Origin of the sequence: Acinetobacter sp. ANC 4558 (genome assembly GCF_002135375.1) — a bacterium.
Lineage (GTDB): Bacteria > Pseudomonadota > Gammaproteobacteria > Pseudomonadales > Moraxellaceae > Acinetobacter.
On sequence record NZ_NEGH01000006.1, the window covers coordinates 151,640 to 176,516 of the forward strand.

The 24,877-nt window shown below is 34.1% G+C and carries 25 protein-coding genes and 1 pseudogene; 16 read left to right on the forward strand and 10 right to left on the reverse strand.

The genetic code is table 11. The annotated features are described in order from the left end of the window. Positions 1-54: 54 nt before the first annotated feature. From B9T31_RS09215 to def, 13 genes are all read left to right on the forward strand, one after another. Positions 55-2,613 (forward strand): beta-ketoacyl-[acyl-carrier-protein] synthase family protein, encoded by a 2,559-nt coding sequence (locus tag B9T31_RS09215; RefSeq protein ID WP_086181663.1) that lies wholly within the window; start codon positions 55-57, stop codon positions 2,611-2,613. A 4-nt stretch (positions 2,614-2,617) separates the two neighbouring features. Continuing rightward, on the forward strand, positions 2,618-3,835 hold the full coding sequence (locus tag B9T31_RS09220; protein ID WP_086181664.1) for a beta-ketoacyl synthase N-terminal-like domain-containing protein: 1,218 nt from the start codon (positions 2,618-2,620) through the stop codon (positions 3,833-3,835). 105 nt (positions 3,836-3,940) lie between these two features. After that, positions 3,941-4,837: a hypothetical protein gene (locus B9T31_RS09225; RefSeq protein ID WP_213033231.1), complete on the forward strand. Its 897-nt coding sequence runs from the start codon at positions 3,941-3,943 to the stop codon at positions 4,835-4,837. A 20-nt stretch (positions 4,838-4,857) separates the two neighbouring features. Continuing rightward, on the forward strand, positions 4,858-5,565 hold the full coding sequence (locus B9T31_RS09230) for an ABC transporter ATP-binding protein (RefSeq protein ID WP_086181666.1): 708 nt from the start codon (positions 4,858-4,860) through the stop codon (positions 5,563-5,565). Then, positions 5,549-6,205 carry a hypothetical protein gene (locus B9T31_RS09235; protein WP_086181667.1) on the forward strand — a complete coding sequence of 219 codons (657 nt, stop codon included), beginning with the start codon at positions 5,549-5,551 and terminating at the stop codon, positions 6,203-6,205. Before B9T31_RS09230 ends, B9T31_RS09235 begins: the two co-directional genes overlap by 17 nt. After that, the gene (locus B9T31_RS09240; RefSeq protein ID WP_086181668.1) at positions 6,202-7,515 is read left to right on the forward strand and encodes an ABC transporter permease; all 1,314 of its coding nucleotides are present in this window, start codon (positions 6,202-6,204) and stop codon (positions 7,513-7,515) included. Before B9T31_RS09235 ends, B9T31_RS09240 begins: the two co-directional genes overlap by 4 nt. A gap of 8 nt (positions 7,516-7,523) precedes the next feature. Then, positions 7,524-8,306: an outer membrane lipoprotein-sorting protein gene (locus B9T31_RS09245; RefSeq protein ID WP_086181669.1), complete on the forward strand. Its 783-nt coding sequence runs from the start codon at positions 7,524-7,526 to the stop codon at positions 8,304-8,306. Further along, entirely contained in the window at positions 8,306-9,673 is a 1,368-nt protein-coding gene (locus B9T31_RS09250; RefSeq protein ID WP_086181670.1) for a hypothetical protein, read from the forward strand. Before B9T31_RS09245 ends, B9T31_RS09250 begins: the two co-directional genes overlap by 1 nt. A gap of 10 nt (positions 9,674-9,683) precedes the next feature. Further along, entirely contained in the window at positions 9,684-10,616 is a 933-nt protein-coding gene (locus B9T31_RS09255) for an ACP S-malonyltransferase (protein ID WP_086181716.1), read from the forward strand. After that, on the forward strand, positions 10,613-11,614 hold the full coding sequence (locus B9T31_RS09260) for a hypothetical protein (RefSeq protein ID WP_086181671.1): 1,002 nt from the start codon (positions 10,613-10,615) through the stop codon (positions 11,612-11,614). Before B9T31_RS09255 ends, B9T31_RS09260 begins: the two co-directional genes overlap by 4 nt. Positions 11,615-11,841: 227 nt before the next feature. Further along, complete coding sequence (pnuC, locus tag B9T31_RS09265; protein WP_086181672.1) at positions 11,842-12,426, forward strand: nicotinamide riboside transporter PnuC; 585 nt, start codon at positions 11,842-11,844, stop codon at positions 12,424-12,426. Next, a complete protein-coding gene (locus B9T31_RS09270; RefSeq protein WP_086181673.1) occupies positions 12,423-12,710 on the forward strand; it encodes a hypothetical protein in 288 nt (95 codons plus the stop codon). The genes pnuC and B9T31_RS09270 overlap by 4 nt, the downstream gene beginning before the upstream one ends. Before the next feature lie 79 nt (positions 12,711-12,789). Further along, on the forward strand, positions 12,790-13,275 hold the full coding sequence (gene def / locus B9T31_RS09275; RefSeq protein WP_086181674.1) for a peptide deformylase: 486 nt from the start codon (positions 12,790-12,792) through the stop codon (positions 13,273-13,275). A gap of 42 nt (positions 13,276-13,317) precedes the next feature. Here def and B9T31_RS09280 read toward each other — a convergent pair whose 3' ends face one another. The 3 genes from B9T31_RS09280 to B9T31_RS09290 form a co-directional block, all read right to left on the reverse strand. Then, positions 13,318-14,622, reverse strand: coding sequence for an MFS transporter (locus B9T31_RS09280; RefSeq protein ID WP_086181675.1), 1,305 nt, complete (start codon positions 14,620-14,622; stop codon positions 13,318-13,320). 213 nt (positions 14,623-14,835) lie between these two features. After that, positions 14,836-15,528 (reverse strand): pirin family protein, encoded by a 693-nt coding sequence (locus tag B9T31_RS09285; RefSeq protein ID WP_086181676.1) that lies wholly within the window; start codon positions 15,526-15,528, stop codon positions 14,836-14,838. Between the two features lie 206 nt (positions 15,529-15,734). After that, positions 15,735-16,946: a L,D-transpeptidase family protein gene (locus B9T31_RS09290; RefSeq protein WP_086181677.1), complete on the reverse strand. Its 1,212-nt coding sequence runs from the start codon at positions 16,944-16,946 to the stop codon at positions 15,735-15,737. Between the two features lie 203 nt (positions 16,947-17,149). Between B9T31_RS09290 and hemE the strand changes: the two genes are divergently transcribed. Both hemE and B9T31_RS09300 read left to right on the forward strand, forming a co-directional pair. Further along, on the forward strand, positions 17,150-18,220 hold the full coding sequence (hemE, locus tag B9T31_RS09295; RefSeq protein ID WP_086181678.1) for a uroporphyrinogen decarboxylase: 1,071 nt from the start codon (positions 17,150-17,152) through the stop codon (positions 18,218-18,220). Between the two features lie 12 nt (positions 18,221-18,232). Continuing rightward, positions 18,233-19,027, forward strand: a complete 795-nt coding sequence (locus B9T31_RS09300; RefSeq protein ID WP_171264728.1) for a DUF817 family protein — start codon at positions 18,233-18,235, stop codon at positions 19,025-19,027. 43 nt (positions 19,028-19,070) lie between these two features. Here the strand turns inward: B9T31_RS09300 and folE are convergent, their stop codons facing one another. Next, complete coding sequence (gene folE, locus B9T31_RS09305) at positions 19,071-19,619, reverse strand: GTP cyclohydrolase I FolE (protein WP_171264729.1); 549 nt, start codon at positions 19,617-19,619, stop codon at positions 19,071-19,073. A 101-nt stretch (positions 19,620-19,720) separates the two neighbouring features. Next, positions 19,721-20,410: a Smr/MutS family protein gene (locus B9T31_RS09310; protein ID WP_086181681.1), complete on the reverse strand. Its 690-nt coding sequence runs from the start codon at positions 20,408-20,410 to the stop codon at positions 19,721-19,723. A 358-nt stretch (positions 20,411-20,768) separates the two neighbouring features. Between B9T31_RS09310 and B9T31_RS09315 the strand changes: the two genes are divergently transcribed. Beyond that, positions 20,769-21,323, forward strand: coding sequence for a hypothetical protein (locus B9T31_RS09315; RefSeq protein WP_086181682.1), 555 nt, complete (start codon positions 20,769-20,771; stop codon positions 21,321-21,323). A gap of 372 nt (positions 21,324-21,695) precedes the next feature. Here the strand turns inward: B9T31_RS09315 and trpC are convergent, their stop codons facing one another. The 5 genes and pseudogenes from trpC to B9T31_RS17675 form a co-directional block, all read right to left on the reverse strand. After that, positions 21,696-22,502, reverse strand: a complete 807-nt coding sequence (gene trpC / locus B9T31_RS09320) for an indole-3-glycerol phosphate synthase TrpC (protein ID WP_086181683.1) — start codon at positions 22,500-22,502, stop codon at positions 21,696-21,698. A gap of 16 nt (positions 22,503-22,518) precedes the next feature. Further along, a complete protein-coding gene (gene trpD, locus B9T31_RS09325) occupies positions 22,519-23,565 on the reverse strand; it encodes an anthranilate phosphoribosyltransferase (protein ID WP_086181684.1) in 1,047 nt (348 codons plus the stop codon). Between the two features lie 9 nt (positions 23,566-23,574). Beyond that, positions 23,575-24,159: an anthranilate synthase component II gene (locus tag B9T31_RS09330; RefSeq protein WP_086181685.1), complete on the reverse strand. Its 585-nt coding sequence runs from the start codon at positions 24,157-24,159 to the stop codon at positions 23,575-23,577. Positions 24,160-24,275: 116 nt separating this feature from the next. After that, the gene (locus B9T31_RS09335) at positions 24,276-24,479 is read right to left on the reverse strand and encodes a transcriptional regulator (protein ID WP_086181686.1); all 204 of its coding nucleotides are present in this window, start codon (positions 24,477-24,479) and stop codon (positions 24,276-24,278) included. Positions 24,480-24,582: 103 nt separating this feature from the next. Further along, positions 24,583-24,756: pseudogene (locus B9T31_RS17675) on the reverse strand (IS5/IS1182 family transposase); the annotation flags it as partial. Positions 24,757-24,877: the final 121 nt, after the last annotated feature.

Consider the following 24,877-nt stretch of genomic DNA (forward strand, 5'->3'; position numbering starts at 1 on the left):
TAACATTTAAGTGAATTTGTATTGCATACGTATTAAAAATAAATCGGATTAAAAATGAAGACGAATAGAAAAAGAGTTGTAATTACGGGGATGGGTATTTTGTCATCTCTTGCAGATAATATTGATGACTTTAAACAAGCATTACTTGATAAAAAATGTGGTGTAACTGACAGTGTTAGATTTTCAAAATGGTTTGAAAATGCACGTGCAGCAGAAGTATTACATGAAATAGATTGTTCTGATATTCCTCAAGATATTCTCGAATCACAAGATAATGCAGCACTTTGGGCTTATAAGGTGAGTAAGGATGCCTTAACTCAAGCAGGAATTGTGCATGACCAAGTATCCTTAGACAATACAGGTTTGATTATTGGGGTTTCATCTGCTGGTACGGAAGCATTTTTACCGCTATTTGAACAACGAATTCAAGACTTTTCATTAAAAAAAGCCATATATTCTGGTGGTTTTTCTTCATGCTGTTCTAGCGTTTCAACGTTATTAGGCTTAAAAGGTGGGACTGAATTAGTTGCAACAGCGTGTACTGCAAGTCCAAATGCCATTGGGATTGCCTATGATTTTATTCAAAATGGTAAAAATAAAATGATGCTGGCAGTGGGCACAGAACCTATTTATTTACCCACATTTGCAGGCTTTTATGCATTGAATGTTATGCATGAAGAGTCTTGTACCCCATTTTCTGGACAATCTGGCATGTCTATTGGAGAAGGGGCAGGTGCTATTGTTTTAGAAGAATATGAACATGCAGTAGCACGAGGGGCAACGATTTATGGCGAAATCTTATCTTATGCGACTTCTTGTGATGCTTATCATGAAACTGGTCCAGATCCACGAGCAAGTGGTGCTGTTCAAGTGATGAATAAGGCTCTGCAAAATGCTGGACTATTGCCAGAGCAAATTGATTATGTGAATGTTCATGGCACTGGCACCGAAGCAAATGATCGTATAGAAACAACAGCAATGAAAAAAGTATTTCCAAATGCTGAAAATTTGCCTATGAGTTCAACGAAATCTTTTTATGGACATAATATTGGCGCTGCAGGAATTGTAGAATTAATTAGTTGTTTAGTGACGTTACCGCAGAAGCATTTATTGCCTACTTTAAATTTTACTGTTCCACGTCCAAATTGCGATTTAGATTATGTACCGAATGAGTTTCGTGAAAAAGAAGTTAATATTTTCATGAAAAATAATTATGCCTTTGGTGGTAATAACTGTTGCATTATTGTGAGTACTCAACCTGGAACAATACCAGTAAGTACTTATCAAGCAAAACGAGTTGCGATTACTGGTTTGGGTGCTGTTTCAACGATTGGTCACACAATTAATGAAATTTTAGATCATATTTGGAACAATAAAAAAATACCAGAGCTGGGCACCGTTCAGTTTTATGAAGATACTTTAGCAGAAGCCGAAGAGTTGTTGGATATTCTTCATACTACAGGGCAATTTGAGGATTTATTAGGGCAAAAGAGTGCCTGCAAAATAAGTATATTACCTGAGCATGAATCAAATTTTAAAACGTTTCAAATCCAAAACTTGGAACCCAGAAAGCACTTGCGACGCTATGATGCTCGAAAAGCCACGCGAGGTGGAACGTTTGCATTGATTGCATTATCTGAAACTTTAAATCATGCGCAGCGAAAAATTAAACGTGATGGACATGAGTTAGGTCTTGTGATGGGAATGTCACGTGGACCACAAGAAACAACCTACAAGTATCTGCAAAGTTTAAAACCTGATCCACGTAAGGTGCGTACTTCTGAGTTTCCTGGATCATTGATGAACTCAATTGCAACGTTCTGTGGAATTTCTGAAGGTATTAAAGGCTATACCACAACACTTGCGACTGGTCAGAATGCAGCCTTAGGTGCTTTAGCTTATGGCTATGAAATTGTTCGTCAACAATTACAACCTCAGGTTTTGGTGGGTGGTGCAGATGAATATTTTCCATCAATGTCACTTTATATGGATGCTGTGACTCAAAAAATTCAAATGAGTTCAGAGGCTAGTGAATATCAAATCTATGGTCATGATGCGAAAGGTTTTATTCCTGGCGAAGGCGCATGTATGTTGTTGCTTGAAGATCTAGAAGCTGCTCAGAAACGAAATGTAGAAGTACAGGCAGAAATTGTTGGCTACGGTAAGTCAAATAATAATAGTTATTTTAGTGCTGGGCAAATTCAGGAAAAAGCGAAAGCAATGGCATTGGCAATACAACGCGCGCTTAGTGATGCAGATATTTCAGCAAAAGATATTGATCTCGTGTGTGGAACGACCAGTGGAGATGATGAAAGCGTACAAGTTGAAATAGGTGCAATTCATCAGGTTTTTCAGCAGGATCATCCACAAGTACCTGTTGTTAACTATAACGCTTATTTTGGTTTTATAGAATCATGTGCAGCACTCATGAATTTAACAGTCATTGTCGACTGTATTAAAAAACAGGCTGTACCTGCAATTCCATATACAGAAAATTTTTGTGATGATCGAATTAATTTTGTTCGTTCTCCACTGACAACTGTCATCAATAATGTACTTCTGGTAGGTGCAAATGAAGGCGGTAACTACTATGCATTTGTGATAAAAGGATAATATTTTGAATAACGCGACGATTATCTCAGGTTATAGTGCAAATTTAGCATTTGCACCTAACTGTGATGAATTAATCGGTAACTTAAAACAAGGAAAGAGTGTTACTAAAGAATATTGGTTTGAATCAGAGAGGATTGCATATAAGTTTGGTCTTAATGAAAATAAATGTATTGCGAGGTTGAAGTCTAGTAATAAAAGTTGTTTTGAAGAAATATCACAACTGATTGACCAAGCACTCGAACAAGCAATGCTTAAAAAACAGAGTTTGTCAGGTGAAAACGTTAGGGTGTATTTAACAGGTCTTGGTTCTAGAATTGATATAATTGATTATTTATCATTTTATGACCACAATGATTTAGAAGATGTCACTTTAAATAAACAAATAAAAAATTTGCATGCGGCTAAAAATAATCAAGATGCATTAGCGCATCAGATTGCCAAAAAATTTAATCTCAAATTTAATCCACCCAATTTAAATTGCACGAGTAATTCTGCATTGTCTGCAGTTCATCTAGCCATTCAAGCAATTAATGGGGGTGAAATTGACTTAGTAGTTGTTATTAACTACTCGAAAATTGCAACACAAGACATCAAGTTTTTGGCGAATCAGTCAATGCTTGAAAGTACCGCAGTACAACCTTTTGGTGAAGACAGTCGAAGTGTACTCTTTACTGAAGGGAACTGTGTCATGATTTTTGAAAGTGCAAAACATCGTCAAGCACGTGGATTAAATCATGGTGTTCAATTGACATCAAGCTATACCCAAATAAGTTCAGGACGTGGAAATGATGCGGCTCAGTTAAGTGCAAATTTAATTAAGACGATGAATAAAGCACTCGATCAAGCGAATATTAGTAATCAGCAACTCGCAGCAATTATTCCACATGGAAACGGCTCTGAGGTAACGGATAAAGCTGAAGCCCAAGCAATTACAACATTCTTTTCTGAACAGTTCATTCCTGTCTTAGCCTATAAAGGCCAAATTGGTTATACCTCAACAGGCTCAGGTGTAATTGACTTAATGATTGGTCACTATTCTTTATGTCATGGCGAACTCATATCCCCAGTAGGTTGTGGAGTTATACGAGATAAAATCAAGCAATATCTATTGTTGAATCAAGGCATTTTAAAGCATGAAAAACATCATCTATTGAAGATCGGACTGGGTGTCGATGGTTCTATAATCGCAATTGTAATGTCAAATACCGTCATTAATTCGTAGAACGATTGAGGAAATATTATGTATTTATCTTCATTTTCTATGATGGAACCACAAGACAATATTTATTTATATCATCCTTGTTGGTTAAATGTATGGGAATCCCATATGTATAAACAAGCATTGAAGTCAACTAAATCAAGTGGTTGGGGCTTTAAACGCTTTGGGACAAGTAAGCATACGTATGCTAGAGAAATGATTAGAACACCTTATTATAAAGAATATATAGATGCGCTGGAGCAAGTATCTGATCATGCTCTACAACAATTAACCGCCAAACAGCGGATGCAATTATTTAAATCACGTACAGCATTAATTTATGCCGATAGCTGGGGTGAGCAAAGTTCATTCGAAAATATTTCAAGTTTTTTACATAGCGCAACGATAGATACACTACCTAAAAACTTAGTGAAAAAATTTTCAGTGAATGACTTTACGTGCAAGTTAAGAGGGGAAAAACAATCGTTGGTTCAAGCAATGAAAATTGCTGAAGATTATTTAAAGTGGAATGTTTTTGATTTTGTGGTGATTTGCGCTGCTTATCGTGCCATTCCTGTTTTGGTTTTTTCTGAAGAAGATATTACGACACCTAGAAAAGAACGAAAAAACTCGAATGCTCTAAACACAAATTTATCTGTTGAACGAACAGGCTGTTTCATTTTTAGTCATTATGAAAGTGCCATGAAAGTGAAATGTGGAAATTATATAAGTTCCGATAATAATCAGCAATTACTGAGAGATATGCTTGAAAAAAACACTGATATTTCTTTAATGACTTTTGCAGGTTTAAGAAAAATGCCATTTGAACATCAATGGCCTGAAGCTCATCATCAATCAAAATTAAAAGTGATAAATCTAACTGAAAAATATGGACATAGTGGTTGTATTTCACCCGCCTTAAGCTGGATTTATCACGAACAGCAGAACGCTGATCTTGCAAAAATGAGAACCATGATACCCGATAATTTTGGTGGTTATAGTTGGTTTGATACTTATTATCAATAAAGTATATACAGGAATAAATAATGGCAAATGCAATAAAAGAATTGCCGGCGATACTCTTGATTGATATTTTCAAAAGTTATGGTGTCGGTGACAATAAAATTGACGCACTCAAACAAATTAATTTAGAAATAAAAAAAGGTGAGTTTCTTGCACTTTGTGGTCCTTCTGGGAGTGGAAAAAGTACATTATTAAATATTTTATCTGGGTTAGATCAACCAACAGCAGGCACAAATTTATTTTTAAATAAAGCACTGAATGAACTAAATGAAAATCAACTTTCAATGATTAGAAGTCAGCATTTAGGTTTCATTTTTCAGTTTTTTAATTTAATTCCAGTACTCAGTGCCTTTGACAATGTTTTTTATCCACTTATTTTAAATGGTTTGTATTCTAAAAAAATCGCTAAAGAACTGACATTACACTACTTAGATAGTGTGGGACTTTATGAATTATATGATCGTAAACCAGGGCAATTATCAGGTGGACAACAGCAACGTGTTGCGATTGCTCGCGCTTTGGCAAATCAGCCAAATGTTGTGGTTGCTGATGAACCCACAGGGAATCTCGATTTAGCGACAGGAGAAGCTATTCTAGATTTATTGATGAAAATTAACCAAGACATTGGTACCACTTTCATTATTTCAACGCATTCCACACAATTAAAAGATAGAGCTAAGCGTGTTATAGAAATCAAAGATGGAGAACTCATTCATGACTCCGTTATATAAAATGATCTTATGTATTGGTTTGAGCATATTATTGCCACTACAAGTTTATGCTGCATCTGTTCCAAAGCAAGTTGAGCAAGTTATTCAAAAAGGTTTTCCGCAACAACTTAATGCTTTGAAAACAATGAGTAATACATTATTTCAAGAATATCAGAGAGATAAAAATATTACATCTCTTGTTTTTTATGCTTATTCAGTTTTGGAATTGGCTAAATACTATAAATCGATCAATGATTATGTAAATGCTTCAGAGCAAGCCAAATTAGGATTTTTCTATTTAGATGAAGCTGCAGAATCTGATGAAGAAAACTTAAATGTTCTATATTTACGCGCGCGTGTAGATGCTTATTTACCAGCCGATCTTGGTCGTTGTGTTATTGCGTTAAGTGATACTCAAATCTTGTTAAATCATAAGGAAAAATTTGATGCGGATATACTTGCACGTATCAATCATATGCGTTATCGAGCACTAAATAGCTGTGGAGAAAGCTCATCAGCCAACGCATTGTTACAGCAACTTAAAAAAGGAAATGTAACACAACAGAAATTATTGGTTTTACCAGACAATCAATCACCTGAGTGGGATATTTATGAAATAACACAAATTCTAATGCCTTTAATGAAACAGGTGAACAAATGAATATTGGCGTTATTTTCTTTAGTGTTGTCGTCTTATTTATTTTAGCATTTGTCATTTATAGTATGGTTATTACGCCACAAGATACTAAATTTGCATTCTTGAATTTATTTAGGCACAAACGTCGTTCACTTTCGACTATTTTTGCAATCATTTTAGGCGGTGTTGCAATTTTCCTTTATGGCGGATTTATTGAATATTCTTTTTGGATTTTAAAACAACAAACCGTAAGAACGAATGTTGGTCATGTCCAGATATATGACCCTTCATATTTTGAAACAGCAAATAAAAGTAAAAGTATTATTGAAAATTATCAAATACTGAAAAATGAAATTTTAGAAGATGCTGAATTATCGCAGTATATTTCGACCATTTCTGGTCAGCTTGAATTTACTGGCGTGATTTCACAGTACGAAAATGAAACATCGAGTTATTTTTCTGCAATTGGTGTTGAGCCTCTTCCTGCATTAAAACTAGGTTCTTTTGATAAGTTAATTTCTGGTAGTGATTTATCTCGGATAAAAATGAATGAAATTACCGTAGGTAATGGTTTAGCAAAAACATTAAATGCAAAGTATGCAGATTGGGTTGATGTTTTATTGGTAAATAGTCAGGGTGGGCAAGGTGCTTTATCACTTAAAGTTCGCGGTATTTTTTCATCTGGTATAAAAGATTATGATGATGTTGCTATGAAAATGCCTCTTCAAACTGCCCAGCAATTAATGGATACAGATGGTGTAAGTAAAATAGTGATTTTGTTAAAAGATGACCGAAACCTTGAAGAATTCAACACAAAACTAGAAAATTTTATTGCAAATAAGCAGCAGAAATTAATCATTAAAGATTGGAAGTCACTTTCACTATTTTATCAACAAGTAGAGGGAATGCTCTCAGGTATTTACTTTTTTATTAAAGTGATTGTTGCACTTATTGTGGTCTTTATGATCAGTAATTCTATGCGAATGAATGTATTAGAAAGAACACGTGAAATTACGACCTTAAGAGCAATTGGTTTACAGCCCATGCACGTTTCACGTTTATTTCTATTGGAAGGCATTTTTATTGGTGCAATCGGTGCGTTAGGGAGTTTAGTGATTGGTTTTACTTTTGCAGGAATGATTAATTTACAAGGCATTACTATGCCACCCTCTCCAGGTCAGACAGAAGGTTATATTGCATTTATTAAAACAAATAGTTTTGAGTTGATTTGGATCACGTTGGTACTACCAATTATCACTGCATCTTTAGCATCAATTTTACCTGCTTTGAGTGCATCAAGACTCAATATTTCAGATGCTTTTAAATCCGTTTAGGAAATAATATGAAAATTTATACTTTTATGACCTTATGTTCGTCATTGTTATTTTCTGCTTCAAGTTGGGCAGCTCCTTCATCGCCAAGTGCACTCGAAATAATTCGTCAGGCTGATAATATTCGTTCACCAAATCAACCATTTCGTTATACCGTTACTGTATTGGAATATAAGTCTGGTGCAAAGCAATTTTCTAATAAACAAATTCTTGATATTTCAATGCGTTTTTTAAAACAGAATGGGAGTAATAAAGCTGATGCACGTTCATTAGTTCGTTTTGTTTATCCGCCTCGGGATAAAGGAAAAATCATGTTGTCTGATTGGTATGATTTATGGTTTTACACACAAGAACTACGAAGACCCATTCCAATTTCTCGTCAACAAAGATTATTGGGGCAAATTTCAAATGGTGATGTCATTGTGACAAACTTTGAAGATGCTTATGATGCTCAATTATTAAGTGAACAAGCCTGTGGTAATAAGACTTGCTATCAATTATCTTTAGCACGTAAATCATCCGAAGTTACATGGCCAAAAGTAATTTATTTAGTTGAAAAAGGAAGCTATAGACCATATCAAGCTTCGTATTTTTCACAAGATAACAAGTTAATGAAAGAAGTTTCTTATCAGAATTATAAGCCTTTACTTGGTCTAGAAAGACCATCCAAAATTGTTGTGAAAGACACGCGTCATGGAAGCGGTTATTCAGTCATGGAATATAGTAATTTAAAATTTGAATCCTTGCCTGTGTCACATTTCACAAAGGAATATATTCAGCGAAGGGCGAATTAATGTCTTTTTATCGCTGGCTTATATTACCGTTAGGAATATTACCTGTAGAAAAAGCTATGGCATGTTTGTCAGATGCAGATATAGAAATATTGGGGCAAATGTCATATACCCATAAAGCTTCTTCTACCTGGGAAATTGAAGGACAGAATCCTTATCGTACAAACAATGGATATAATGATTTAGCAATTAAATATAGTAATCATTGTGATTTAAGTGATGATAAATTAAAACTAAATATTGGTCTGTATGGCTTAGTTTATGCTCCTTATCAAGATACTGGAAAATTTGAAGAAGATGATAAACAGGTAAAACTACTGTTAGATCAGTTCAATCTTTCTTATTCAGTTTCTGATACGGTGAATGTTGATGTTGGAAAGATAAAAAATAAGAATGGCTTAATTTATTTAAAATCTCCATCTGACCTGTTAAGTAATTATTATGCGGGATTTAAGCCAACACAAATCTATGATCCTGCATTGAAATCGGCATATCAAGAATCTTTTTGGGGGATAGTGGTTGCGCAAGATACAGATAATTATTCTTTGTCATTAACAGCATCTCCCCAATTAACACATGTTGATCAACGTTATATCTCATCAACGAATTGGTCTGCACTTGAACGTTCAAATACAAATGATCGATATTTATTAAAGTATACAGATCACCGCTTTGATCAGCATACGCCATCACTGAGTGTTTTATTGGGGAGTTCAAAATCTATTGCATTGTCAGATAGCTATAATATTACGCAACAATTAACGTTTAATGCAGAATTGGCTTTACACCAAAAGCAGCAATGGCGACATTTGAGTGAAAGTAATGTAGAGAAACTGCAAAATTATATATTCCCTGAAGAATTATATCGAATAAAAAATAAGAAGGGGATAGAGCTTGCATTAGGAATGCAATATACCTCAGATCGTTTTAGTCAATTTGGACTAGAGTATTATTATCAAAGTGAAGGGTATTCTAGAAAACAGAGGCGTTCACAAACCAATTTAATTCATTTTTTGAATCAAAAAACAAATTATGTCCCATTAGATAAAGCTTTTGATTCATATAAATATTTAATGGCATCAGAGATATATAACATTTCCAGTAAAGGCAATTTACAGGGTAAACATTATATTAATGGTTATGCAAGTATTAGCGCCGCAGAGCAAAAAAGTTTTAAACCCTACTTCGTAATGAATATGTCAGATAAAAGTTTAACGACTGGAATGACGTATTCTCAATCTCTCAATATAAAGCAAAAACAATTAGAAGTTTATACGGGTGTTTATGCATCTTTAGGTAAAAAGAATTCCGAATTCGGCATGTTTGGAAAAACTGTCGGTAGCTATGTCGGATTTAACTATCATTTTTAAGGTTTTTATTATGAATATTAAAGAATTAAAATCAGTTGCTTTTATGTTTGCTGGTCAAGGAAACCCTACTATTGGTATGGGCTCAGATTTATGGGATATAAATGATACAACTCGAAAAATTTGGGATTGTGCGAGTGATATTTCACAAAAAGACATCCGCCGTCTTTGTTTAAGAGGCCCAATGAATAAATTGGTACAAACCACACATCAGCAATTAGCAGTTACTGCAATAAATATCAGCCTTTATACATTATGTCGTGAAAACATGACGTCAGATATTGTTGCAGGATTATGTGGTCATAGTGTAGGAGAATACGCGGCTTTATACGCTGCAAATGCGGCAACACTTGAAGATACATTCAAGATGATTCAATTTCGTGCAAATCTTATGCATGACTTAAGTCAAATAAATAAAGGATCAATGTATGCGGTCAAAGGAATTGATTATCAAACCCTAAAGAAACAAATAGAACATTTTGGAGTTGAAGTCGATATTTGTTGTGATAATAGTCCTCAGCAACAAGTGATTGGTGGTACTACGGATGCATTAACAGCGTTTTCTCGTCAGTTAATGACAAATGGGTATGAAACAACTAAATTAGGAGTTAGCGGAGCGTGGCATACACGTCTTATGCATACAGGTGTTCAGCAGATGCGAGATTATTTAGCCTCAATCCCACTTCAGTCACCAGAATATGATGTTGTAATGAATGTGACTGGCATGCCAGAAAAAAATCCTGAAATCATTAAAGAAAACTTAGCACTTCATTTAACACATACCGTGAAATGGACTGAGTCCATGGAGAGATTACTTAATCACACTACTGCTCCAGTATTATTAGAAGTGAGTAATAAAGCATATTTAGGGCATATGCTAAGTGATTTTATTACATCTTCTTCAGAAAAAACCATACATTGTAGACAGATGATGGGGCTATCATGAATCCGGATTATTTAAAATTTATTCACTTTCAAGATAAGCGACTCATTGTTCTATTTTATTTGATTTTATTTATTGTTCTTGGATTTTATTGGAAGAATAATAACTATACTTTAACAGTCAATGATGTATGGTGGTTAAGTGGACTTTTTGCCATCATGTTATTTAATTTTAGCTATGAGTTGAAAGCTTATTGGACATATAATTTTTTATTTGAGCGTGTGGATTTTGATGTTTTTTTAAATCAAAAGAAATATAGCGTTCCAGCATTTTTTCTTAGACCAATTGTTGTCAGTATTTTTTCTATTCTTATTTTTTGGATTGTTGTTCAAGGCAGTTTTTTATTTTCTAGTGAATATTATCGTATTATTTTTCTTTATCTTATTTCACCATTTGTAATTTATTTAATATTCAGAGTATTAAGAGTTGTCTATATTCAGCAATTATTAAATGCTGTCTCCTCTCATATTAAGTATAAAAGTTTTTATCAATATGTTGCTTATTCAGTTTTTATTATTGTTATTTTAAATTTAATTTCGATTCATCCTTTAGCATTAAACCCAGATTTTTCTTTGAAAGATGGTTATTTTTCTTTAGCTTTAATGATTGCAATGCTTATCTTATGTAGTATTGTACTGTGTATTAATCTAATTTTTTTAAAAATTACGAAGCGTTATATCTTTCTAGGAAGAATTTTTTTACAAGAACTGGACTTTAGTTTCACGAAAGATATTCCATTTCAAATATTATATAAGCAACATTTCATAATCAGAGTCCTAATTTTATTCATGGTGATGTGTCTATGGACGATCAGTATAAGTGCTATTTTAAGCCTATTAAATTGGAAAATTTATTTTGAAGCTTATTTTTTAATCTGTTTTATACCATGTTTAGTCTTTTATTTTTTACACACATACTGGCAATGGCATCGTGAATTAATGATGGCATACGATATGTATTTTCGTTCAAGAGAAATTACCAAACGAAGAAATGAACAATAACCTAAGCTACGTTGAGTTTTTATCACGATTCAATGATAAACCGCTTCCATTAGCTGTGGAAAACGATCTGTTGTTTTGCAAATACCTGTAAAATAATTTTAAGAATTAAAAATAAGTTTAAACTTACTTTTAAGATTAATTTTATCCGTAACATAAAAGATCAAAATAGACTTGAGATTTTTTATAAACTTTTCATAATGTTTTTTTTCATTATTTAAATTGTATTCATGACATTATTTGAAATTGTCTCTGTGATAATTAGTATTATTGCCGTTATTTTAACCATTAAAAGACATCTTTGGTGTTGGTTTTTTAATTTCTTTGCGTGTGTGCTTTATGCAATTTTATTTTTTGAATTTAAACTATATGGTGAAACAATTTTACAGGTTTTTTTCATGGGGATGGCTATTTATGGTTATATGCAATGGAAAAAAGGATTAAGTGAGCAACATGAACTCATCATTTCTGACCTTAAGTTGAATTCCATTTTAATACAAATATTAATTACAGCTGGTGTTGGTTTATCCTTTGGAGCACTATTGGCTTATTTTACAGATGCCGCAGTTCCTTGGCTTGATGCACAATTGGCAGCATTTAGTTTATTAGCGACATATTGGAGTGGTAAAAAATATTTAAGCACATGGCGACTTTGGGTGATTGTTGATATTATTTATGTTGCGATGTTTATTTATAAAGATCTTTATCCGACAGCTGGGTTATACGCCATGTTTGTGATTTTAGCTGGAATGGGGTGGCTACAATGGCAAAAAATATATAGACAACAAATGCAAGGTTCTTTAATACCCTCATGATGATTCATTTTAGTCAGCACCAATTAGAAAAATTTAACTGTTTAGTGCAGAAAATAAAGGATCAACCCGAGCATTATTTATGTTTTGATTCAGTTTCAGATTTTTATCAAGCGAAATGGTTAGATGATTTTCCCCAAGGAACCAATTGGTATGTGACGGGTTTGGATGATGGTGCAGAAGAATTTTATGTTTTGATTGAATATAAAAATCATTATTTAAAAATTCAAAAAACCTCAGAGACGATAGTAAGTTTGGGGGTATATGAAGATGCTGATGGAATATAGAATAAATAGGAATAAAAGAAGTTATCAGAAATCGGATAACATAAGATAAATCATTGTTTAAGTTGCTTGAGGAAACAAAATGGGAACATTATTGCCAGTTGCACAAAAAGGCGAGGGAGTATTGGCATTAAAAGCTTCAGTGATTTCACAAGCAGAATTTAATTCACAGTGGTTATATCAGCTGACAGAGGCAATGCATGCGACAATGCTTGAACGTAATGGCGTTGGTATTGCTGCACCACAAGTTTATATTTCCAAAAGAGTGATCATCGTTGCTTCTAAACCAAATCCTCGTTATCCAGATGCACCTGAAATGTCTCCTATTATTATGATTAATCCTGAAATTGTATGGATGTCTGAACAAGAAAATTTAGGTGAGGAAGGTTGCTTAAGTGTACAGAATGAAAGAGGTTCTGTAAGACGCGCAAATGAAATTCAGGTTCACTATTTTGATTTAGACGGAACAAAGTTTGAGTTGAGACTTTCAGGTTTTCCTGCACGTATTGTGCAACATGAAGTAGATCATTTAAATGGAATATTATTTGTAGAAAGGTTATCTGAATAGAGTATAAAAAATAAGCCACAAATTAGTGTGGCTTATGAACAATTAGATTTTATGATGCTGTGTTTCAAATTTATATTTGAACATCAGGGTCGCGATTAGGGTAAATATACAAATCATCCAAATATAGTAAATTGCACCCACTGAGCTAAACAAGCTTAACCATTGTACCAGTGGGAAAGTTAAACCTCCTGCAATGGCGTAAGCAACATTATAGGAAAATGAAATGCCTGTAAAACGGATTTGTGCAGGAAACATTTTCACCATCATATAAGATACAATACCCACAGTACCTGAACATAAGCCTACCAGCATATACAAAAAGAAAATTACGTGATCAGTCTGCTGTCCTAAACTATAAAAAAATATGGATGAAATGATTGCGACTAAAATGACACCCATGCTCATGGTTCGCCAACCACCAAATTTATCGGCCAATAACCCAGCACTGATACAACCTACCATTTGCATTACAATTGCAGCACTTTGCATTTTGAATGCGTCGGCTCTTTCAAAACCAAATGTTGTTGTGAGTAGGGTTGGCATAGATAGAATGAGTACTAAGACACATCCAGTTAAAAACCAAGTAAAAATCATACCCAGTACAGTTGCAGTTTTATGTTGAGCTAGGACTTGTTTGACAGGTAATTGCTTTGATAATTCTTTGCGTTGTTGCATTGCTTTAAAAACAGGCGTTTCTTTTAAATAACTTCTAAGATATAAGGTAATAAATCCAAAAATACCACCTAAAATAAATGGAATACGCCATGCCCAATCTTGCACTTCTTGTTGGCTAAATTGAGTCGAAATGAATAAAGACATTAATGCGCCAAGCAAAATGCCTAAAGATAAACCCGAAGTGAGTAAACCATTTGCAAAACCAATTCGTTTTTCATGAACATGTTCTGACACAAAAGTCCATGCTGCTGGGATTTCACCACCAATTGCAATTCCTTGCAATATTCTCATGAATAATAAAAGTAATGGTGCAACATAACCAACCGTTTCATAGGTAGGCATAATACCAATACATAATGTCGGTAGTGCCATTAATAAAATTGAGAGGGTAAATAAACGCTTACGACCAACTAAGTCTCCAAAGTGGGCCATAATAATGCCACCCAATGGTCTAAAAAAGTAACCAGCGGCAAAAATTCCATAGGTATTGAGTAGAGCCCAAAAGGGGCTAAGCGTGCTTGGAAAAAATAGTTCAGAAATTAATTTTGCATAAAAAACAAAAATAACAAAGTCATAGAACTCTAATGCACCACCCAGTGAGGATAATCCCAATGTTCTCTTATCTTCTCTGCTCAGTGCAGGATGATTATTTTGCTCCACGACTTTATCCATGATTAAACTTATATATAAATTCTCATATTCTAATAATAAATCAATAAAAAAGAAGAGAGGAAGATAGCTTAACTTATGAAAAAAAGAAATGAATCATTATACTTTTAGAATGTAATCGTATTTTAATTGAAAAGTTGGACGATAAAAAAGCACGATGACAATCAAAAAAGGGCTGATTGTCATCGTGCTATTTAATTGAGTTAATTTTTTCTGTTATTTCTGAGGCAAGTCAAAACAAATAAACTGACTATTTTCTAAAGCTTTAATTACGCTTTGTTCTGAGTGTATTAATGCATCACCAGATTTTCCAACTTGACCATTTATTTCAATTGCACCAGAGATAACATGCACATAATTCAAACCAAATTTAGATATAGCTTCCAATTCTTCGCCAAGTTGTAAAACTGCAGTTTTAACTTCAGCTTGTTGACGAATATGCATTGGTGCATCTGAATTCGGCCCAGCAATTAAATGCCATTGATTCGGTTGATGCTGTGGATTCAATTGAATTTGTTGATAGTTAGGCTCTATATTTCGTACATTTGGCGTAATCCATATTTGTAATAAATGAACGGTTTCATCACCTTCATTGATTTCACTATGTTGAATGCCAGTACCGGCACTCATTAACTGCCATTCACCAGCAGAAATTTTTCCTGCATTTCCCATACTGTCTTTATGTGAAATACTCCCTTTGAGTACGCAGGTTAAAATTTCCATATTGTCATGTGGATGTGTACCAAAGCCATTATGTGCATTAATAAGATCATCATTAATGACTCTTAATGCACTAATTCCCATATATTTAGGGTTATACCAGTTTCCAAATGAAAAACTATGCTTTGACTCTAACCACCCCATTTTGACATGACCACGATCTTCATTACGATGAATATAAGTTGTCATTGGTATATTCCTATCTTTATTCTTTACATGGACGTAGTTTAGAGTGTTTTATATCGTTAATATATTCATAATAAATGAGGCTGCGTTCTATTTCTGAAACGAATGGTATAGATCTAATGCGATCATGAATGATTAAAGCGATATATTTTAAATCACAAATAAAATAAAAGGCACTCATATGAGTACCTTCTATTTTCGCTAAAATATTATTCTAAGAATTTAACAGTGACGCCTGATCTGACTTTTTTACCTAAATCATTGGCATCCCAGTTGGTTAAACGAATACATCCATGAGATGCTGTTTTCGAAATGGCAGATGGATTTGGGGTACCATGAATACCAAAAGATTTTTTGCTTAAACCAATCCAAATATTACCCACAGGACCATTTGGACCAGGCGGTAAGGAAAGTGGCTTTAAGTTTTTTCCTTGAATAAAGTTGCTAGGTGAATAGCTATACCAAGGATTGGGTGCAACACCTGTGACTTTATACGTTCCTATTGGAGATGGGGTATCAGAACTACCAATCGTTGCAGGAAAAGAACCAATCATTTGGTTTTTGCTGTTAAATAAATACAGCTGTTTTGCACCTTTATGCGCAATAATTAAATGAATATCTTCAGGTAATTCATTACGAACATTTGTGACAATAATTTTCTCACCAACTTTATTAAAATTTGCATTTGGATTTAATTTCTTTAAAAAATCTTCATCCATATGAAATTTTTCACCCAGCATTTCTGAAACACGGGTGTAGTATAAACCTGGCATTTTTGCTTGTTCTGCATAATCACGTGGAATTGATTTTGCATAAGGACCTTTAAGGTCTGCATCGGTAATGGTGTATTCAATAAATGCAGGTTTATTTCCTTGTTTAGCAACTAAGGCATTCCAAGTTTCTTGAGTCAAAACACCTGTCGGCTCAAGACCGTTCATTTGTTGAAATGATGAGATTGCTTTAAGTGTGTTTTGACCACTTGTACCATCAATTGCGCCAGGAGATGCATGTGCATTGTTTAACATCACATGTGCACGCGCATAAACTGGAAATTGTCCTCTGCCGATATTTTCATACCATGTTGCACTATTGAGACCACTGAGCGTCCATGATCCTTTAGAGGCAGGAGCTGTTGTTTGCACAGTTGGTGCTGTGCCTGTATCTGATGTTTTATCTTCTTTCGTTTGAAGATTATTCAAGGTATCAGAAGCTTTGTTTAAATCTTGCTGTTCTTGTTCTGTGATTTGGACTTCAGATGCAGCTTTTATCGGCGTCTTTATTTCTAGCGGATTGATTGGATCTTCGACAGCAGAATCTATTATTTTTTTTGAACTTGAAGGTAGTCCAGCAGGAGGTGCAGCAAATGCTGTGCCTGCAAAAATACAGCTTAAACTTATTGCGAGCAAAGTGCGAACGAACATGTAGTGCAGCCTTAAGAATGATTCATAAACATAAGTAAAACAATATAAGTATTACAGAAAAAAATATGCCTTGCAGTAATTCTTTTGTGTAAATACCAGCTTTATTCTGAGCTTACAGTAAACTTTAATATAGAGGTAGAGTTATTCAAATGTAAACCTTTTTGTTATGATGTCAGCAAGATTAAAAACAGATAGGAAAATAAATGACGGCTTTAAAAAATGATCGTTTTTTACGTGCTTTGCTCGGTGAGCCTGTAGATACCACGCCAGTATGGATGATGCGACAAGCTGGCCGTTACTTACCAGAATATCGTGAAACTCGTGCTCAAGCTGGAGATTTTCTTTCCTTATGTAAAAATACAGAATTTGCATGTGAAGTGACCTTACAACCCCTTCGTCGATATGAATTGGATGCCGCAATTTTATTTTCTGATATTTTAACTATCCCAGATGCTTTGGGTTTAGGTCTATATTTTGAAGTTGGTGAGGGACCTAAATTTCGTAAAACAATACGCACAGAACAAGATGTTGCAAATTTGCCAAAATTTAATGCTAAATCAGATTTAGATTATGTGATGAATGCAGTTTCAACAATTCGCTCTGCATTAGCTGGACAAGTGCCTTTGATTGGTTTTTCTGGAAGTCCTTGGACATTAGCTACATATATGATTGAAGGCGGATCAAGTAAAGATTTCCGTTTTAGTAAACAAATGATGTATGCTCAGCCTGAAGTATTACATGCACTTTTAGATCGATTAGCTGATGCTGTCATTGATTATTTAAATGCACAAATTGATGCAGGTGCCCAAGCAATACAAATTTTTGATAGTTGGGGGGGAGCACTAGCACATCGTGAATACCTTGAATTTTCATTAAAATATATGCATAAAATTGTCGCAGGATTACAACGAGAAAAAGATGGTCGTAAAATTCCTGTAATTTTATTCACCAAAGGCGGTGGTCAGTGGCTTGAGCCAATGATTACAACTGGTGCTGATGCTTTTGGTTTAGATTGGACTACATCTTTAAATGTAGCACGTCAGACAGTGAATGGTCGTGCAGCATTACAAGGGAATTTAGACCCAGCGACACTATACGGTTCTCATGAAAATATTGTTAAAGCCACAAAAGCAATGCTTGATGATGCTTATGCAAATGGTGAAAAGACAGGCTACATTGCTAATTTAGGTCACGGAATTACGCAGTGGGTTGATCCAGTAAAACCAAAAGCATTTATCGATACTGTACATGAATATAGTGCGAAATATTTATAGGGAATTTCAGTGATTTTATTCCTAAAATCTTTAGGTGAATTTTCGTTTAAGGCAGCTTCGGCTGCCTTGTTTGGAATATTGCTACTGATTGCATTTATTCTAACATCAAGCATGGGAGACCATATGTACTATGGTTTCTACCGTTATGATTACTTATTATTTTATGCTTTAATCATTCAAGCGTGTTTACTTTATTGCAAATTAGAATCTTGGGCTGAAGCAAAAGTAATTGCTTTATTTCATGTTATGGCCATGATCATGGAAATTTTTCTAACTCATCCTGAAATTGGATCATGGCAATATCCCCAACCCGCCGTTTTTAAAATTTGTACAGTACCGTTATTTGCAGGTTTTATGTATTCCGCAGTGGGAAGTTTTTTTGCTAGATCTTTACGACTTTTCCAAGTTTCTATTCAATACTTACCAAGCTTTCCCAATATGCTCGCTTTAGCATTATGTTCATATATTAATTTTATGTCGAAGTTTTTCATACCAGATATTCGATATTTTTTATTCGCATGGAGTATTTTAATTTTTTGGCCAACTAAAATTGGATTTTCTTTAAAACATATTCACATGAAATTACCCATGCTTCCAGTGATGTTTGTTTTAGCCTTTATTATTTGGATTGCTGAGAATATTAGTACATTTAATCAAATATGGTTATATCCAAGTCAAGTCGATGCATGGCATATGGTTGGGTGGGGTAAATTAGGTTCATGGTACCTTTTATTACTTTTAAGTTTAGTGCTTGTTTTAGGTATTCTAGGTCAACGTAAACCCAATGGTTTTTGGAAGTTATATTAAATAAAAAACCCCACTATTTGGGGTTTTATTTTGATGAAAAATCTTAGTAACTTTCAGGCACAGCACTTAAAAATTCACGACGATCATCTTTATTGGTTTTAAAATCACCTAAAAAAGAAACTGTTCGTGTGGTTGATTCTTGTTTGCCTACACCACGCATCATCATGCACATGTGAGCGGAGTCAATAACAACAGCAACACCTCGTGCTCCAGTCACCTCAGCAATAGCCTCAGCAATTTGTTGAGTCAAATTTTCTTGAATTTGTAAACGTCGCGCAAACATTTCAGTAATGCGGGCGAATTTAGATAGACCTAATACTTGACCTTCTGGTAAATAAGCAATATGAACTCGACCATAAAATGGCAGAAGATGATGTTCACATAAAGAATAAAATTCAATATTTTTAACTAAAACCATTTCATGATTATCAGAAGGGAAAACAGCATTGTTAGTAACTTCTGCTAATGACTGATTATATCCTGAAGTTAAATATGAAAAAGCTTTAGCAGCACGCATCGGCGTATCTTTCAAACCTGGACGATGAAGATCTTCGCCAACGGCAGTTAGGATATTTGCGTAGGATTGCTGCATAGACATAAGAGGTGTTCACTTACACTTGATAGATTGAACAAGGACGGCATTGTAGCAGAAAACTAGCAAAATGCCCCTGTTATGGAAGAAAATTCCGATGATTACTTAGACTTTGGATTTTTTTCTGTGCGTTTAAGCAGAACTAAAACGGCACCAGTTCCCCCTTGCTTTTCAGGGGCACTCACAAAAGCTAAAACATCGCGGTGTTGGCGTAACCAGCTATTTACATAGGTTTTTAAGATTGCATCAGGACCTTTCCCATGAACAATTTTAAGTACATTTTGGTTTTCATCTTTTGCAATTTGAATAATTTGGAGAACAGCTGTACGTGCTTCTTCAATGGTGCAACCATGTAAATCTACTGCTTCAAACCAACGTAGATTACCTGCTTTTAAATCTTCAAAGACTCTATGCTGTAAGGTAGCAATGCGATAACTCAAAGCAACCTGACTACCCACTGGATTAAGCATGGCTTGAGTATCAGATAATTCCGTATCATCAGTTTGCATGGGTCCAATTGCAGCAGCACGTTTGGCAAGAACTTGAGCATTCGGTTTTTTCTTGACTGATTTTTCAAATTTCGCAATATTGCTAGTCTCCATTTTTTGGACCCCTTGCATTTGTTTACGAAATAAATCGGCATCATCTTCTTCATTTTCTAGAGGTGTCGCCTGAGATTTCTGCTTAGACTGTTGTTCGAGTGCAGAAGAATGAGGATTGGTGATTTGCTTTTTAAAGGCTTTTAATAAATTAAATTGATCTTTAGAAAGTGAAGAATCGGACTTACTCATAGTTTAAACGAATATCGATTTCAAAGAATTAGGCAATAATTATAGTCTGAAATATAAAGAATTTGAACAGTGTAAAATTGATTTGATTTTATGCTCTTTGTTGATTCCATTGCCTAGATTAAATAAGAAGAAAATATTTTGGTACGCATGAGTTTTGAAAATATAATAAATTAAATCGATTATATTGAATAATAATATTGGCTTAGCTCTAGTATTTGTTGAACTTTTATAGTAAGTCTAATAATTAAATTTATGATATTCCAATTTAATTTGTATTTATTTACATTTGAAATAACACCAGTGATGGAATAAATGAAATTTATGTGTCAGATGTTGTGATCGTTAGAGGAATATAGAATTGCTTACACAATCAGATTTAATTTTTAATCAAGAGTTAGCTGCATGGGTACAGGCGGTAGGATCTGTTGTAGCAATTTTTGTTGCGATTGTTATTCCGCTATATTTAAATTACTTAGAGAAGAAAAATACGAAGAAAATGTTGGAAACACAAAAACAAAAATATTTTGTGATTTTATTTCCAAGCCTTTATCGTATTCGTAGATATAGTTTTGATTTTATGCAACAAATTAAAAATCATGAAAATAATGCTGAAAATATTATGCATACATTAGACAGTTTGTACTTAAATCTTATTCCTGTATTTTCTAATGAATTACATATTTTTGTACATAGTCAGATTTATGATGAAGATTTAAACCAATTGGCATTTGAGTTTTTCTATTGTGAGGAAATTTTACAGCAGCATTTAAACCAACCAGTGGATCAGAAAAAGAAACAACATCAAGATCAAATTGTTTCGCATACTCAAAGGGCATATGAGTTATGTGAAAAAATTATAAAAAAGAACGAAAAGGAATATATTGATTTAGCGCAAGACGAAAAGCTGAATTAATGGGTGGAGCTAAAAAATATGTGTATATCATGATTATTTAATTTAGTAATCATGGTATAAATCATTATTTTAGAAATAAGCTTGAATTTTATGATAATGAATTCCAAGCATAAAAAATAAGAAAAAGATGACACAACTTCGTATTGAGTTTTTCAAAGAAATTAAGTTGAAATTAACATATAAATCACAAATAGATAAAGCTAAGCTGAATAATGTCAAAGTTCCAAAGAGCAATACATAAAACTTCAAAAAAGTATTAAATTGAAATAACTTCATATTTAGGTATGTACTTATATTTATTCGACGAATCAATAATTTTATGATTAAAAGAAACTCAATTTTACATAATAAATTGAGTTTCTTTGGAACAGTTTAATATACTTGCGGCTGACCAAATAATGCCGTAAATGCATGATCTGGTCTTGGTTGTTTCATAAAACTCTCACCCACGAGAAAACTATGAATATCATTTTCTTGCATCATTTGAACATCATTTGGTGTTGCAATACCACTTTCAGTAATTAAAACACGTGAAGGATCAAGTAGTTTTTTTAAACGAATGGATGTATTTAAATCGACATCAAATGTTTTTAAATTACGATTATTGACACCCAGTAAACAGCGTTCTGAGAGTTGTAGTGCACGCTCAAGTTCATTTTCATCATGGACTTCAACTAAAACGTCAAGTTGATATTCGAATGCAGTTTTAGACATTTCTTCTAATTGTTGATCAGAAAGACATGAAACAATTAAAAGAATACAGTCAGCTTGTATTGCACGTGCTTCAATCACGCCATAAGGATCAATTAAAAAATCTTTACGGAGTGCTGGTAACGTGCAGTTTGAGCGAGCTAGAGAAATATTTTCATCGGCACCTTGAAAAAAATCGACATCTGTTAGGACAGATAAACATGCAGCACCCGCAGTTTCATATTGTTCTGCAATTTCAGTCGGATTAAAATTTTCTCGAATTACCCCTTTAGATGGAGATGCTTTTTTTATTTCAGCAATCACACCAGGTTGTTTCGATAAAAGAGACTGAGCAAAATGACGAATAGGAGAGGCTGCATGAGCAAGCTCTTCTATATCTTTATAGCTACGTTGCTTTAAACGAGTCGCAAATTCTTCTTTTTTACGCTCAATGATTTTACCTAAAATCGTATTTTCGATAGTGTTCATGATCTTATTTCTACCCTTATACTTCGTATGTTTTTAAGGTTTTGGTAAACTCAGATAAAATTCCCATTTTTTCTAAAGCTTGACCACCATAAATAATGTCGTGGGCTAACGCAACACCTTGTTTATACGTTGTTGTTAGACCTGAAACATACAAAGCTGCACCTGCATTAAGTGCAATAATATTGGCAGCTTTTTCTCCTTTTTCCGATTTCTTTTTACCCAAAGCATCTTTAATGAGTGCAAGACTTTCTGCTGGGCTATCAATAGATAATCCAGTTAAAGTTTGAGACTCAATATCGACTGCTTCAGGGGTAATGATCCATTCGCTAATTTCACCATTTTTTAATTCAGCAACATAAGTTGCAGATGCTAGGCTAATTTCATCTAAACCATCTTTTGAATGTACAACCATGACATGTTCAGCATCAAGTTGTTTAAGAACTTCCGCGATTGGGCGACATAATTCATTAGAAAATACACCAATTACAAAGCGTTTTACGCCAGCCGGATTCGTAAGCGGGCCGAGTAAATTAAATAAAGTGCGAATTCCTAATTCTTTTCGAGGCCCTGCAGCATATTTCATTGCTTTGTGGTGATTGGGTGCAAATAAAAAGCCAATACCCAGTTCACGAATACAACGTTCAGTTTGTTGCATATTTAGCTCTAAACTAATTCCTGCCTGTTCAAGTAAATCGGATGAACCTGATTTTCCAGAAACACCTCGGCCCCCATGTTTCGCAATGGTAGCACCTGCAGCAGAAACAACAAAAGCAGAAGCTGTTGAAACATTAAATAAGTTTTGACCATCTCCACCAGTACCAACGATATCGACTAAATTAGGAATATCGCTGACATCAATATTAATGGCAAGTTCACGCATCACGCGTGCAGCAGCAGTAATTTCATCAATACTTTCACCTTTTAGGCGAAGTCCCATCATTAATGCACCAATCTGTGCATCTGTCGCTTCACCTGACATAATGCTACGCATGACATCTTCCATTTGAGACTGCGTCAGATGAATATTTTTTGTAATATGACTTAAAGCTTGTTGAATATTCATATGGTTCACTTATGCATAAATTTCTAAGAAGTTTTTGAATATTTGATGGCCATGTTGACTCAGAATAGATTCAGGATGAAATTGCACACCTTCAATAGGTAATGTCTTATGTTTAACACCCATAATTTCTTCTAGAGAGCCATCGGTTTCATTGGTCCAACATGTCACTTCTAAGCATTCTGGCAATGTTGTTTGATCAATCACTAAGGAATGATAACGTGTTGCAGAAAATGGAGAAGGCAAGTTACTGAAAATTCCTTTGTTGCTGTGATACATATCAGATAATCGACCATGCATCACTTTTTTAGCACGAATAATATCACCACCAAATGCCTGCCCGATACTTTGATGGCCAAGACAAACGCCAAGTAATGGGATTTTTCCAGCAAAGGTTTGGATTGCAGGAATTGAAATACCAGCTTCTGATGGAGAGCAAGGACCAGGACCAATGACCAAATACTTCGGTTGCCATCGTTCTATGTCATCCAATGTGACGGCATCATTACGAACTACTTTTACATCTTGATTTAACTCGCCAAAATATTGAACGATGTTATAAGTAAAAGAGTCATAGTTGTCGATCATTAGAAGCATTTTTAGCTTAACCTTTTGAAATTTAGATCATAATTTAAAGCATTATAGCAGGTTGCCCGTTATGTTCCTCGTTTTGAATAAAGTGCATACTTTACAAGTAGACATAAAAAAGCCTGCTATGAACAGGCTACTATACCATTTTTAGGCTTGTATTTTTCAACCTCTTTTTTAACAGTTGACTTATACCCCCAAACCTCTTTTTCACTTAGTCGTATGCTCTTAGGAATTTGACTATTTTTAAGCATTTTATAAAATGTGGTTTTTTCAGCTACGAATAATGAAATTACTTCACTCGCTCGAGCTCTGCGATCAATTTCCATCAACAAACCGTTTTAAACTCTTTTTTTCTATACATGCATTGATTTACCCACTCAGTAATTTTAGTCAGACCCAATACTGTAATTATATATTATTTAGGATAAATCAATTTCTTATATGAGATTGATTAATATTTCCTAGTAGTAGCCAAATAAAAATATAGACTAAAACAACTGAGTTTTTATGGTTCTGTTTTTGCTTATCATATCGAGTTGCAATCTCTCTGAAATACTTTAATCTGGTAAATGTATTTTCAATTAAGTGTCTCATTTTATATAAACATTAATTCATATAATTACTAATCGATTGTATTCTAGAATTCTGCGGAATATGTGCTTTAGCTGTTATTTTTTCTATCAATTTTCTCCGTATTTTTAAGCCCTATCTTTTATTAGTACAA

What these genes read in the sequence shown, in the direction of transcription:
- B9T31_RS09260 (WP_086181671.1), top strand. Translation starts at nt 10,613, where the DNA reads ATGAATCCGGATTATTTAAAATTTATTCACTTTCAAGATAAGCGACTC.
- B9T31_RS09225 (WP_213033231.1), top strand. Translation starts at nt 3,941, where the DNA reads ATGTATAAACAAGCATTGAAGTCAACTAAATCAAGTGGTTGGGGCTTT.
- trpC (WP_086181683.1), bottom strand. Translation starts at nt 22,502, where the DNA reads ATGAACACTATCGAAAATACGATTTTAGGTAAAATCATTGAGCGTAAA.
- B9T31_RS09255 (WP_086181716.1), top strand. Translation starts at nt 9,684, where the DNA reads ATGAATATTAAAGAATTAAAATCAGTTGCTTTTATGTTTGCTGGTCAA.
- pnuC (WP_086181672.1), top strand. Translation starts at nt 11,842, where the DNA reads ATGACATTATTTGAAATTGTCTCTGTGATAATTAGTATTATTGCCGTT.
- folE (WP_171264729.1), bottom strand. Translation starts at nt 19,619, where the DNA reads ATGCAGCAATCCTACGCAAATATCCTAACTGCCGTTGGCGAAGATCTT.
- B9T31_RS09215 (WP_086181663.1), top strand. Translation starts at nt 55, where the DNA reads ATGAAGACGAATAGAAAAAGAGTTGTAATTACGGGGATGGGTATTTTG.
- def (WP_086181674.1), top strand. Translation starts at nt 12,790, where the DNA reads ATGGGAACATTATTGCCAGTTGCACAAAAAGGCGAGGGAGTATTGGCA.
- B9T31_RS09335 (WP_086181686.1), bottom strand. Translation starts at nt 24,479, where the DNA reads ATGGAAATTGATCGCAGAGCTCGAGCGAGTGAAGTAATTTCATTATTC.
- B9T31_RS09310 (WP_086181681.1), bottom strand. Translation starts at nt 20,410, where the DNA reads ATGAGTAAGTCCGATTCTTCACTTTCTAAAGATCAATTTAATTTATTA.
- B9T31_RS09285 (WP_086181676.1), bottom strand. Translation starts at nt 15,528, where the DNA reads ATGACAACTTATATTCATCGTAATGAAGATCGTGGTCATGTCAAAATG.
- B9T31_RS09240 (WP_086181668.1), top strand. Translation starts at nt 6,202, where the DNA reads ATGAATATTGGCGTTATTTTCTTTAGTGTTGTCGTCTTATTTATTTTA.
- B9T31_RS09270 (WP_086181673.1), top strand. Translation starts at nt 12,423, where the DNA reads ATGATGATTCATTTTAGTCAGCACCAATTAGAAAAATTTAACTGTTTA.
- hemE (WP_086181678.1), top strand. Translation starts at nt 17,150, where the DNA reads ATGACGGCTTTAAAAAATGATCGTTTTTTACGTGCTTTGCTCGGTGAG.
- B9T31_RS09235 (WP_086181667.1), top strand. Translation starts at nt 5,549, where the DNA reads ATGACTCCGTTATATAAAATGATCTTATGTATTGGTTTGAGCATATTA.
- B9T31_RS09290 (WP_086181677.1), bottom strand. Translation starts at nt 16,946, where the DNA reads ATGTTCGTTCGCACTTTGCTCGCAATAAGTTTAAGCTGTATTTTTGCA.
- trpD (WP_086181684.1), bottom strand. Translation starts at nt 23,565, where the DNA reads ATGAATATTCAACAAGCTTTAAGTCATATTACAAAAAATATTCATCTG.
- B9T31_RS09250 (WP_086181670.1), top strand. Translation starts at nt 8,306, where the DNA reads ATGTCTTTTTATCGCTGGCTTATATTACCGTTAGGAATATTACCTGTA.
- B9T31_RS09330 (WP_086181685.1), bottom strand. Translation starts at nt 24,159, where the DNA reads ATGCTTCTAATGATCGACAACTATGACTCTTTTACTTATAACATCGTT.
- B9T31_RS09230 (WP_086181666.1), top strand. Translation starts at nt 4,858, where the DNA reads ATGGCAAATGCAATAAAAGAATTGCCGGCGATACTCTTGATTGATATT.
- B9T31_RS09280 (WP_086181675.1), bottom strand. Translation starts at nt 14,622, where the DNA reads ATGGATAAAGTCGTGGAGCAAAATAATCATCCTGCACTGAGCAGAGAA.
- B9T31_RS09245 (WP_086181669.1), top strand. Translation starts at nt 7,524, where the DNA reads ATGAAAATTTATACTTTTATGACCTTATGTTCGTCATTGTTATTTTCT.